Below are 12,192 nucleotides of genomic sequence, written 5' to 3' on the forward strand. Positions count from 1 at the left end.
AATAATGTCTAAAATCCACAAAATATCAAATGCTGAATGGGAAGTTATGAAAATAATATGGGCTCATTCAGAAATTACATCAACCAATATTATACAGGAACTAAAGGATAAAACTCAGTGGAAATCATCTGCAATTAAGAGTTTAATAAACAGGATGCAAAAGAAATATCTGATATGGATATAAAAGAATTAAGGACTATACTAAATCAATCAAGTAAAAAGATGTGTAAACACAATTATTTCAGCGTTAAAAAATATTCAAAATACTACCTAAAATATGTAAAGTTCACCGAAATGGAGGCCTTTGTAACTACAAAATGATGTGCTAAATATAGGGAACTTTAGTGATAAGTTCCCTATATTTAGTAAACTTAAATGAAGTCCACTGATTTTTTTACTTATCCTCTCTTAAAATGTTTATATTCTTTCCTTTCATTACCTTATTCATATTTCTCATTGCACACATCTTACCACACATAGTACACGTATCTTCATGCTCTGGAGTAGATTCTTTTCTATATCTTCTTGCTTTTTCAGGATCAATAGCAAGTTCAAACATTGTATTCCAATCAAGTTCTTGCCTAGCCTTACTCATTTTATAATCCCACTCTTTTGCCCCTTTAACATTCTTAGCTATATCTGCAGCATGTGCAGCAATTTTACAAGCTATTATACCTTCTTTCATGTCTTCAAGATTAGGAAGTCTTAAGTGCTCTGCTGGAGTAACATAACACAAGAAATCCGCACCATTTGATGCTGCTATAGCCCCCCCAATGGCACTTGTAATATGATCATATCCTGGAGCAATATCTGTAACTAATGGTCCTAAAACATAAAATGGTGCTCCATGACATAGTTTTTTCTCAAGTAACATATTAGATGCTATTTCATTTAAAGCCATGTGACCTGGTCCTTCTACAATAACTTGTACATTTTTATCCCAAGCTCTTTTAGTAAGCTCTCCAAGGGTTATAAGTTCCTTTATTTGACTAGCATCAGTTGCATCATCTATGCACCCTGGACGGCAAGCATCTCCTAAGCTTATTGTTACATCATACTTTGCACATATATTTAAGACTTCATCATAGTATTCATAAAATGGATTTTCTTTATTATTTAACTCCATCCATGCATACAATAATGCCCCACCTCTAGAAACTATATTAGTAAGTCTCTTATTTCTCTTAAATACTTCAGCAGTCTCTTTATTTATTCCTGCATGAATAGTCATAAAATCAACACCATCTATTGCGTGTTTTTCTACAACCTTTAGGAATTCTTCTGCTGATATATCACTTAACTCTTTATCATAAAATCCTACTGCATCATATATAGGCACAGTACCTATCATAGCTGGTGAAATCTCCACTACTTTCTTTCTAAACTCTTCTGTCTTACCATATGAACTTAAATCCATTATAGCTTCTGCTTTCATTTCTATAGCTGTTTTTACTTTTTCAAGTTCCATGTCTATATTTACACAGTCCCTGGAAATACCTAAGTTAACATTAATCTTAGTCTTTAATCCTTCCCCTACCCCTTCTGCATCTAATGATTTATGGTTCTTATTTGCAGGTATTACTACTTTTCCTTCAGCAATAAGCTCTCTAAGTTTTTCAATCTCCATATTTTCCTTTTTAGCTACTACTTCCATTTCTTTTGTTATTATGCCTTTTCTAGCAGCATCCATTTGAGTTGTGTAATTCATAATCTTTCTCTCCTTTTTATAAAATTAATAATAACAACCTAAATCTTCTCCTGATTTAAAAAGCACTTAAGACAAGTCATTTTACCGCCAAAAGACTTTATTAAACCATCAATACTTACATATTTCAGACTATCAGCTCCTATTAACTCTTTTATTTCATCCACTGTATTTGATGAACCGAGAAGTTCACTTCTATTAGGTGTATTTATCCCCCAAAAACAAGGATATTTTATAATAGGTGAAGCTGATCTAAAATGTATTTCTTTTGCTCCTGCTTTTCTAAGGAGTGCAACAATTTTTTTACTTGTAGTACCCCTTACAATTGAGTCATCTACTACAACAATTCTTTTTCCTTCAACACCACTTCTTATTACACTAAGTTTTATCTCAAGATTTGTTTCTCGTTTTTCCTGTAGTGGTTCTATGAAGGTTCTACCTATATATTGATTTTTTACGAATCCTATATCATAAGGTATGCCAGAGGCAATTGAAAAGCCAACTGCAGCCGTAGTTCCTGATTCTGGAACTCCAATGACTATATCAGCGTCAATGGGAGATTCTTCCCATAGCCTTTTACCTACATTAATTCTAGATTCATATACGCTTAATTTATCTATTACACTATCTGCCCTAGCAAAATATATATACTCAAAGGCGCAAATTGTATTGCTAGTTTTTTCAAGACAATAGTTTGATTTTAACCCCTCTGAATCAATAGTAACTATTTCTCCTGGACAGACATCTCTTATCAGCTCCCCGCCAATAACATCAATGGCACAACTTTCAGAACATAAAATAAAAGAATTTTTAAATTTGCCAATACATAGTGGTCTTGTACCATTTGGATCTCTAAATCCAATAAGTTTTTCATTAGTTAGGAGTACTACGGCATAGCCTCCTTTAAGTTGTTTCATAACTTCTACTATAGCTGTTTCAAGATGTCTAATATCTTTATTTTCAATTAGCTTTAGGATTATTTCTGAATCTACTGAAGTATCAAACTCTACTCTTTTATTCTCTAGATCTTTTTTTAGCGGAATTGCATTAGTTATATTTCCATTATGTGCAATTGCTATTTCTCTACTACCTCTCCCACTTAAGATAGGCTGAGCGTTATTTAGATTACTTTCACCAAAAGTTGAATACCTTACATGTCCTATAGCTGATTTGCCTATTAACTTGTGTAATTCTTCTCTAGTGAACACATCTGAAACTAATCCCATCCCCTTATGGCAATTCATTTTATTTTCACTATATGTACATATACCGCAACTTTCCTGTCCTCTATGCTGCAGTGCACTAAGAGCCACATAGGAAATGGCTGATATATTTATTTCATCCTCACTAAATATTCCAAAAACTCCGCACTCCTCTTTAAATTTATCAATAGGATTACTTTTATTCACATTTACACCTCCTTTCTTTATAAACAGAGTTCTTGACTTCAGATGGAGTTTTTACTCCAAATAAAAAAACGCAAATCCATAGGATTTGCGTTTAAATTAGCAGATTATACATATATTGCAGCAACAATATATGTAATATATTACATCGATAAACAACTTCCTACGCTGGTATTATCCAGTTCAGGTTCTTAGGGTCAAAGAATTACGGTTCTTAATCTCAGCTGGCCAATCCAGCCCCCCTGTGTTATATAGCTTATTAAATTTTATTAATTAATAATAGCATAATATTTTACTGTATTCAACTTAATTCTATTAACAAGATTTTAAATTCTAAAAATTTCGTATATATTAAAACCAGCTTATCTGTCTATCATCATACCCAGCTTTATAAGCTGATACTATATCTTTCATTTTATAAAGTATTCCTAATCTTTCACATTCATTTTTAAATATCACCCAAAGTTTTCTTGAATTTGGAGAAGAGCATTCATAGCTATTTCCAAATGTAGTATTGTATTTTTGAACTAGATTTTTATCTGGAAACAATCTTATTAGTTGATTATAAAAATATTCTCTTTGATTTTGTCTAAGGGTTAAGCCCATGCCATATGCAAGAATAAACTTTCCACCGCATTCAGCAGTCTTCTTTACTATACTTACAATGTTCTCTTCATTATCATTAATAAAAGGTAAAATAGGCATAAGTAACACCCCAGTGAATATACCATTATCAGAAAGAGCCTTTATAGCCTGAAATCTTTCTGATGCAGCGCAAACATTAGGTTCAACTTTTTTGCAAAGTTCATCTTGGAATGTAGTAACAGTCATCTTTATGATTACTGGTGAATGTTCTTTAATTTTTCTTAAAATATCAATATCACGTGTTATAAGATTGCTTTTAGTTGCTATAGCTATTCCAAAATTAAATCTATTTATTAAATCCAATGCATCTCGTGTAAGCATTAAATCTTTTTCAAAAGGGTTATATGGGTCACTCATTGCTCCAGTCCCTATAACCCCTTTTCTTCTCTTACTTCTTAAATCATTTCTAATAATTTTTATTGAATTTTCTTTTGCTCTTACTTTATCGAAATTATCTATACCATAACACTCACTTCTAGAATCACAATAAATACATCCATGGCAGCATCCTTTATAGATATTCATATTATAATTAACACCAAACCATGAATTGTCTTTAACATACTGTGAAACTATTGTTTTTGCAGGAATATAGTCCATTTATTCTCCTTATCTACTTATCATTCCATCTTTTTAATGTAGGTAAAAATCTTTCTAGACTGCTTCTGGCCTCTTCCTCACTCATATGAGGGTTAGCTCTAACCATATGTGGAACACAAAATTCAATCATTTGTTCCATAGTCATATCACCTTTAAAAGCACCCTTCTCATAACAATAGATACAGTAGTCTCTATTGCTGCTCCCATCCTCATTTGTTCCAAATTCCTTTTCATTAATAAGTGGCATACCACAGCTTTGACAATAAATTCTTTCCATTATAGATACACTCCTTTTTCTTTATTTGTATCTATAATATCAAAGTATATATGACATCAGTATGTCATATTATATATATGTTTTTAGTATATTTTTAAGTCTTGCTTTTACTTCTTCTCTAATAAATTCAGGCTCAATAACTTCTACCTTATCTCCATAAGACAGTATGTGGGAATATACCCATTCATCATATGGAAATTGGGTTGTAACTATATAATTGCCATCTGCTTCTTCTAAAATTTCATTTCCATCATAGAAATCAATAATGCGGTATAACATGTTATTTTTGAATCTTAGCTTCAACTCCACCATGGAAAATTCATAATTATCTTCAGTATCCTTAAAAAACTTACTAATTTCTCTTCGTTCAAATTGCTCATCTGTAATTTTTACATTTCTCATACGGGTAATTTTAAAAACTCTCATAGCTTTTTTTTCACAACAATATCCCAATAGATACCATGCTTGACCTTTGAATATAATTTTATAAGGTTTTACATAGCGGTGGCTTTTAATATTTCTAGAATTTACATATTGAAATGTTACTATTTTTTGTTTTAAAATCGATGTTTTAATCTCTTGGAACCTTGTATCAATTTTTTTATTACTTCCCCACTGTGTAAAATCTACCTCTACCCAATCTATAGAGTTTATATTGCCAAAAACACTTCCCAGCTTTTCTAAGGTATTATCCATTTGTAGCTGTTTTGTAGCTCCAAGTGTTTTAACTGCAAAAACTATATTTTTCTTTTCTTCATCTGATAGGATGGTTTTATTTAATGTATAGTTTTCTAAAAGAGAAATTCCCCCACCTTTTCCTCTATTCATATACACAGGTATTCCTGCAGAGGATAACTCATCAATATCCCTATAAATTGTACGTTGAGATACATTAAATCTTTCTGAGAGTTCTTTTGATGTTATAGAATCTCTATTTAAGAGAATAATGATTATTTCCATTAATCTATTAATCTTCATATTATCACCATATCTATTATATCAAAATAATATGACATCCAATGGTTATATTACTTATTAGTTAGCTAAATTTTCTATAGACTCTTCACATTCTATTTTCTCTTTATCCACTGCTAAAACTTTTTTATAAAAAATAGCAAAGCATATGCTGGTTATAATCGCTGCTGTTATATCTGCTACTGGTTCTGCCATCAAAACCCCTTTAAGTTTATCTTTGAAAAAATTTGGAAGTATAAATATTAAAGGTATTAATAACACTATTTTTCTTAACAAAGCTAAAATAAGAGAGATCTTAGCTTGGCCTAGAGCAAGGAAAGTTTGCTGGCAAGCTACCTGTGCACCAAATATGATAATACCTGCAAAAAATATTCTTATACTCCATGATGTAATCTTTACAAGCTCTGGCTTATTGTTAAATATAGCTACAAATACTTCTGGAAATGTCATTAAAGCTGCCCACATGGCAAATGTATATATCATACAACTTATAATTAATAGTTTAAAGGTTTGCTTTACCCTATCCATCTCTTTAGCACCAAAGTTATAACTTATAATAGGCTGTGCCCCTTGTGATAGCCCCATAAGTGGAAGCAGCACTATTTGCATAATACTGCTCATTATAGTCATAGACCCTACTGCTAAATCCCCTCCATATATTTGCAACTTATTGTTTAACGATATTAACACTAAGCTTTCTGTAGATTGCATTATAAATGGTGACACACCTAGACTTATAATTGATAATACTATCTTTAAATCTGGCAATAGATACTTCTTTTTCAGTTTTAGTACACTTTTCTTTCCAAACAAAAATACTAAAACCCATATAGCAGAAACTATTTGGGCAAGTATAGTAGCTAAAGCTGCTCCTTTAACCCCCATGTTAAATCCAAATATAAATACAGGGTCAAGTACTATATTTATAACTGCACCAATCATAACTGTAATCATACCTACTTTAGCAAAGCCTTGAGTATTTATAAATGGATTCAGTCCTAAAGCTATCTGTACAAATACAGTACCTATAAGATATATAATTAAATAGTCCTTAGCAAAACCAATAGTTTCATTACTTGCGCCAAAGGCCCAAAGTATAGGTTCATTAAATATCATAAACCCTACAGTTAGGACAACTCCTAATATAACTAGTACACTAAAACTATTGCTCATTATTTTTTCTGCTTCATCATTATTGTTTTCACCCATCTTAATAGCAGCTAATGGTGCTCCACCAACCCCAATAAGGGCACTAAAGGCAGATATTATCATAATAATAGGAAAAGCTATGCCTACACCAGCCATAGCTATATGCCCGTTTGGTATTCTACCTATGAAAATTCTATCAACTATGTTGTATAGTACATTTACAAGTTGAGCAATAATAGCTGGCAAAGCTAGTTTAAACAGTAGTTTTCCTACATTATCTCTTCCTAAGTTAGTTGTATTCTTCATTTTCTATCATCTCCATTATAAATATTTATAACATAAAACATATTGTTAAACTTTATATAATACATTCTACGTTCTCTTTCACTTAAGTTTTCTTTAGTTAAAAAATAAAATTTACTTACTAAAAATAAAAAAAACTACACTTGCTATAAGCTTAATGTAGTTTTATAGTTAACTACGATAAAATCTTGTATTAAGTTATAGTCTACATTCTTTCACAAACATTTCTAATTCACAGTTAAATCTGTGAGGCTTCTCCCAAAACGGAGAATGACCTGTGTCTTCATAAAAAGAAACTGTTGAATTTAGAATTAACTTTGAATTATATACTGTCTGAGAAGGATTAAGTATTTTATCTTGGAGTCCATGAGTAAGAAGTACTGGTATTTTTATTTTTGAAAGTATATCTTCATAGGATGCAGCCCTTGTAACAACTGCCTCTCTCACATATGGAGGTACAACAGTATTATATCCTAGGGTAAAATAGAAATCCTCCACAGAGGGTTCAACATAGAATAAAAGTTTTACAAATTTTTGAAGTGCATAACTGCTTTCTAGTGCATCTGTTGATATAAGTTTAGGTATTACAGCCTGAGAATCAGGAGTATAATAGCTTCCACCTGATATGCCAGCTGATGTTCCTGCAGCTACAAGATTTATTCCTGAAATATTATCTTCCCCATAAAGCCTTATATAATCGCATACTACTTTTCCTCCATAAGACCATCCGACAAGTACTGGTATGTTAAGATTTAAGTAACTTATTATTGCATTAATATCATTGGCCCAGTTACTTTCATCATGGTATCCATGGTAAGGCTTATCTGATAGTCCATGTCCTCGCAAATCAAAAGAAATAAGCCTTAGATGCTTCAAAGAAGGTGACTTCATCTGTTTTGCCCAGCTTAGTCTGCTTTGGGATACCCCATGAACAAATAATACAGGTATTCCCAATGGATCTCCGCATTCTTCTACAAACAGCATGGTATTTGAGCCGCCAGGTATGTGATATGACTTCATAATTACTCCTCCTATAATTGAAGTTAACCTATCATTATATATTTTTTAATTTCATTACCTCTTCTTCTGTAAGATTACGCCACTTACCAATATCTATCCCGTCAACTTTTATATTAATGATCCTAACACGCTCTAAACGCACAACTTTATATCCTAAAGCTTGGCTCATTCTACGAATTTGTCTATTAAGTCCCTGTGTTAAAATAATATTGAAGGTATCTTCATTAACTCTACTAACTTTGCAAGGTCTTGTCTTAACTCCGCAAACTTCCACTCCTTGAGACATTTCACTCATGAAAGAATCATCAAAAGGTTTATTAACAGTTACTATATACTCCTTCTCATGCAGGTTCTCTGATTCTAAAATTTTATTGGACAACTCTCCATCATTAGTCATTAATATTAAACCTTGGGATGCCTTATCTAATCTGCCTACAGGGAAAATATATTCTGGATAATCCATAAAACTAATTATATTACTCTCTACTTTTTTTGCTGCAGTACAAATAATCCCTATTGGTTTGTTTAGCGCAATATAAATTTTGTCTTTCGCTGGAATTGGCTTATTATCTATAAGTATAATATCACTCTCTTCTACCCACTGGCCAGGTTCACAAGGCAACCCATTTACTGTTACTCTATTTTTCTCAATAAGTCTATTAGTTTCCCTTCTTGAACAAAAACCTAAATTGCTAAAAAGCTTATTTATTCTCATCTTAAACTGTTTATCCTCTCACCTATATCAATATAAATTACATCTGTAAATAAAGCTACAGTAATGTCTTTTAACTTGTCGATATCAATATTATACAACAAGTTGAATGATTAATATAATGTAGTCTTAGATTTTAAAAAAGGCTACAAATAGTCTATGCTTTCACATTAATCTATTTACAGCCTTTATCTTATCATATCAATTTGGGTATATTAATTTTTTATTTTGATTCTCTATTTAACATATTCATTAAGAGGTTTAACTCTGTACAATGAACGATCCATCTTCTCAGTTGTAATATAGCCTGAAGGAGCATTAATTATATCTGGAATTCTGTTTACAACAGTAGCACAAGTTAGCTCTACTGTTGAAGGTCTTGTTATTACAACCTGTGTATTTGGTTCACCATGTATTGTCCAATCATTTTTGTCACATTCTTCTGGTGAATACACCTTTCCTATACACTCAGATTCAATAGTAATGCCCTCTTCTGTTTCTGTTGTAACTACTGCTGACATTCCTGTTGCATGTCCAGCTGGAATTGTCATCTGCAATGTTTCTGAATATAAATCCTTATCATAGGTATGAGGTATACATTTTTGAACTTGGCTCTTAACAGTAAGCCCAAGTTGTGAACAAAGCCATCCATTTACACTCCACATATATGATGGTAAAAATTCTCCATTATCAATAAGCTTTTGTCTTTCTTCTGCTGAAATATTATCTGCCGCTGCTATTTCTTTTTCAAAGGTATCTAGGTCAAGACCTGCACCATGAACCTTTGCAAGAGCGATTCCATAGTCTTCTACGTTATAACTAGATTTACCAACTATCTTTGTTATGTTATGAGATGAACCAGCTAAAGTAGTAATAAGATTTCCCCAAAATACATCTTGGTATCCAGATCCACAGATAGTACATCCAGTCTTTTTAGCCATTTCATCTATTTCCTTTGTAATTTCATAAGCTGAATTCCATGGATAAAAAGCTTCTTCGCAGGTAGTGATAGCGTTTACACCATTTCTTGCACAAGCCATCATTGCATCCTTAAGTTCATGCATAAGGCTCATAGTTGTAATTATACAAGCATCCGGTTTTGTATCTGCAAACACTTCATCTATTTTATTAATGCTCTGAATTATAACTCCCTTTGGCTCACATCCAATTATTTCTCCGATATCTTTGCCAATTACATTTGGGTTAACATCAAAAGCTGCAACAATTTCTGCACCCTTTTCATACACATACCTCATGCTGTATACAGCCATCTTTCCACAGCCATATTGTGCTACTTTTACTTTTCTGTTCATAAAACATACCTCCTAATAAATTAATTCATCATATCTACCTATAACGTGTTTTATTAGATTGTCTATTTATTAACAATTCCATCATAAACCTTATAACAGCTATAAAGTCAATAGTAATTCTAGAATTATTTAAAACTAATAGGTATTTGAAGTTTTATGAACATATTCCGTTCATTATAATTAAAAATTGGCAATTCAGCAACAACCTCGCATAAAAAATCTCCAATTATGTCCCAGCCTTGTTCTGCAGCGTAATCCAGAAGTTTATTGGCATATTCCTTTTCCTTGTAAAAACTATCACAATATATACACAAAAATGTATTTTCATCAATAATGCTTGTTTCATTTAGGGCTTTAAAATCCTCATCCACCATTAAAAATACCTCTGTGGATACATACTCACGTTTTTTTAAATGTTTAAGACGCAGTATTGTTCCCACATTTTCAAAATAAACCATAGGCAGATTATATGATATAAGATGTTTTTTTAATTCTCTAAGCATCATCTCATAGGCTTCAATGCCATAGTCGTAAAAGTTTATTCCGCTTTCATAGCTGTATATACGTCGTTTTGGTATATGTTCTGTTACTATTACTCCATCTTTAGGTGCTGAGAAATATCGATTATAATTGCTAATTGTACGTTCTATTGCATTTTTAGTAAGCTTAAGTTCATTTATTTGCTTTTCAATATTTTCTTTGTGACTTTGAAGGAGCCCCTTAATTATCTCAATGTCTTGCTTGTCTAGTTGTTCTTTTATGTTGCATAGTGACATTCCCAATGATTTCATATACTGTATCATATCCAATTTTGCACTTTGCTTAATACTATAATAGCGGTATCCAGTTTCATCATTAATATAGTCTGGTTTAAGTAAATTAATCCGATCATAAAGCCTTAGAGTTTGGCTTGAAACATTATTTATTTTAGCCATTTCTCCTATGGTTAGCCTATCCATATACTCCCCTCCATATAAACATTGATATAGAGTAAAACATTATTGTAAGTATAATGTTTTTATGTATATATTTTATCATAACAATAGAATAATTTTTCTTTTCCTAAAAAAGTCATTTCTCCTATATATTGAAATCCACATTTTTTAAATAGTGAATTCATTTTAATATTTATTGAATAAGTATCTGTTTTTAAATATTTTATATTATTTTCTCTTGCTAATTTCTCTGCAAATTGCATTAATTGAATTCCGATTCCTTGATTTCTGAATTTCGGATTTACTGCCATTCTGTGAACTATCATGGCTTTTTTCTTGGACGACCAATTTAATCCTTTATATTCCTCTGGTTCCATATAGTTTACACATATAAATCCATAAATTTCTCCATTAACGTCTTTAACGTATAAATCTTCTTTTTTAATATCTTCCATAAAATCTTTACTTTGAGGATAATTTTCATCCCATTGTGTATTATTATAAGATATCATTTCTTCTACTGTTAATTTTATAATCTCCATTATTTTATCTAGATCATTTATCTTTGCTTTTCTTATCATATTATCTCCCCTTTACTTTTTTATCTCTAACCAATCTTTTTTTATATTTGTGCTCATCTTTTTTACTAATTCATTCACTATTTGTTTTTCTTCTCCAGTAAAATTTCTAAAACAAGCTTCTATATTTCTATTTTCTTCTTCAATTATTAAGTCATATGTTGTGAGAGATTTTTCTGTTGGAGTTAACTTGTATCCTCTTTTGTCTGCTTCATCCTGTTTTTTCTCTACATAACCTGCTTCGATTAGTTTTTGTACAGCTTTTGTAGTAGTGGTCTTATCCACTCTTAACATATCTGATAACTCTACAAAATTAATACCAGGATTTTCACATATACGGGTTAAAAATATAAATTGGCCTTTTTGCAATTTTAATTTTTTGTATTTTGTATCACTTATAGTGTGTATAGCCCTAGATAAAGCTCCTACTTCTCTTAATATATCACTATCTATTTTCTTTATTGTTTTCACCTCCATATAAACATAGTTGAAAGTTCAACTATATTTATATGATATCTAATATTGGTTGAACTTTCAACTACATTTTAATATTTTATAAGTAAAAACCCTATTA

Annotated in this window: 13 protein-coding genes and 1 riboswitch; of the genes, 1 reads left to right on the plus strand and 12 read right to left on the minus strand. The window is 31.2% G+C overall.

Annotation, left to right across the window (positions count from 1 at the left end; genetic code table 11):
* Nucleotides 1–4: 4 nt before the first annotated feature.
* Complete coding sequence (locus ACWW38_RS05295) at nt 5–184, plus strand: BlaI/MecI/CopY family transcriptional regulator (RefSeq protein ID WP_456259765.1); 180 nt, start codon at nt 5–7, stop codon at nt 182–184.
* A 210-nt stretch (nt 185–394) separates the two neighbouring features.
* On the opposite strand, the gene thiC is transcribed toward ACWW38_RS05295, so the two are convergent.
* From thiC to ACWW38_RS05355, 12 genes are all read right to left on the minus strand, one after another.
* The gene (gene thiC, locus ACWW38_RS05300) at nt 395–1,708 is read right to left on the minus strand and encodes a phosphomethylpyrimidine synthase ThiC (protein WP_456259766.1); all 1,314 of its coding nucleotides are present in this window, start codon (nt 1,706–1,708) and stop codon (nt 395–397) included.
* Nucleotides 1,709–1,746: 38 nt separating this feature from the next.
* On the minus strand, nt 1,747–3,114 hold the full coding sequence (gene purF, locus ACWW38_RS05305) for an amidophosphoribosyltransferase (protein WP_456259767.1): 1,368 nt from the start codon (nt 3,112–3,114) through the stop codon (nt 1,747–1,749).
* Nucleotides 3,115–3,253: 139 nt separating this feature from the next.
* Nucleotides 3,254–3,365: riboswitch (TPP riboswitch) on the minus strand.
* A 97-nt stretch (nt 3,366–3,462) separates the two neighbouring features.
* Entirely contained in the window at nt 3,463–4,356 is an 894-nt protein-coding gene (locus ACWW38_RS05310; protein ID WP_456259768.1) for a radical SAM protein, read from the minus strand.
* A gap of 13 nt (nt 4,357–4,369) precedes the next feature.
* Nucleotides 4,370–4,633, minus strand: a complete 264-nt coding sequence (locus ACWW38_RS05315; protein ID WP_456259769.1) for a zinc ribbon domain-containing protein — start codon at nt 4,631–4,633, stop codon at nt 4,370–4,372.
* 69 nt (nt 4,634–4,702) lie between these two features.
* Nucleotides 4,703–5,611 (minus strand): helix-turn-helix transcriptional regulator, encoded by a 909-nt coding sequence (locus tag ACWW38_RS05320; RefSeq protein ID WP_456259770.1) that lies wholly within the window; start codon nt 5,609–5,611, stop codon nt 4,703–4,705.
* A gap of 57 nt (nt 5,612–5,668) precedes the next feature.
* Entirely contained in the window at nt 5,669–7,063 is a 1,395-nt protein-coding gene (locus tag ACWW38_RS05325) for an MATE family efflux transporter (RefSeq protein WP_456259771.1), read from the minus strand.
* Between the two features lie 195 nt (nt 7,064–7,258).
* Entirely contained in the window at nt 7,259–8,080 is an 822-nt protein-coding gene (locus ACWW38_RS05330; protein WP_456259772.1) for an alpha/beta fold hydrolase, read from the minus strand.
* A 34-nt stretch (nt 8,081–8,114) separates the two neighbouring features.
* Nucleotides 8,115–8,795 carry a pseudouridine synthase gene (locus tag ACWW38_RS05335; RefSeq protein ID WP_456259773.1) on the minus strand — a complete coding sequence of 227 codons (681 nt, stop codon included), beginning with the start codon at nt 8,793–8,795 and terminating at the stop codon, nt 8,115–8,117.
* A gap of 233 nt (nt 8,796–9,028) precedes the next feature.
* Nucleotides 9,029–10,105 (minus strand): NAD(P)H-dependent amine dehydrogenase family protein, encoded by a 1,077-nt coding sequence (locus ACWW38_RS05340; RefSeq protein ID WP_456259774.1) that lies wholly within the window; start codon nt 10,103–10,105, stop codon nt 9,029–9,031.
* Between the two features lie 125 nt (nt 10,106–10,230).
* Nucleotides 10,231–11,064: a MerR family transcriptional regulator gene (locus ACWW38_RS05345; protein ID WP_456259775.1), complete on the minus strand. Its 834-nt coding sequence runs from the start codon at nt 11,062–11,064 to the stop codon at nt 10,231–10,233.
* 59 nt (nt 11,065–11,123) lie between these two features.
* The gene (locus ACWW38_RS05350; protein ID WP_456259776.1) at nt 11,124–11,621 is read right to left on the minus strand and encodes a GNAT family N-acetyltransferase; all 498 of its coding nucleotides are present in this window, start codon (nt 11,619–11,621) and stop codon (nt 11,124–11,126) included.
* A gap of 12 nt (nt 11,622–11,633) precedes the next feature.
* On the minus strand, nt 11,634–12,089 hold the full coding sequence (locus ACWW38_RS05355; protein ID WP_456259777.1) for a MarR family winged helix-turn-helix transcriptional regulator: 456 nt from the start codon (nt 12,087–12,089) through the stop codon (nt 11,634–11,636).
* Nucleotides 12,090–12,192: the final 103 nt, after the last annotated feature.

Source organism: Clostridium sp. JNZ J1-5 (assembly GCF_053901425.1).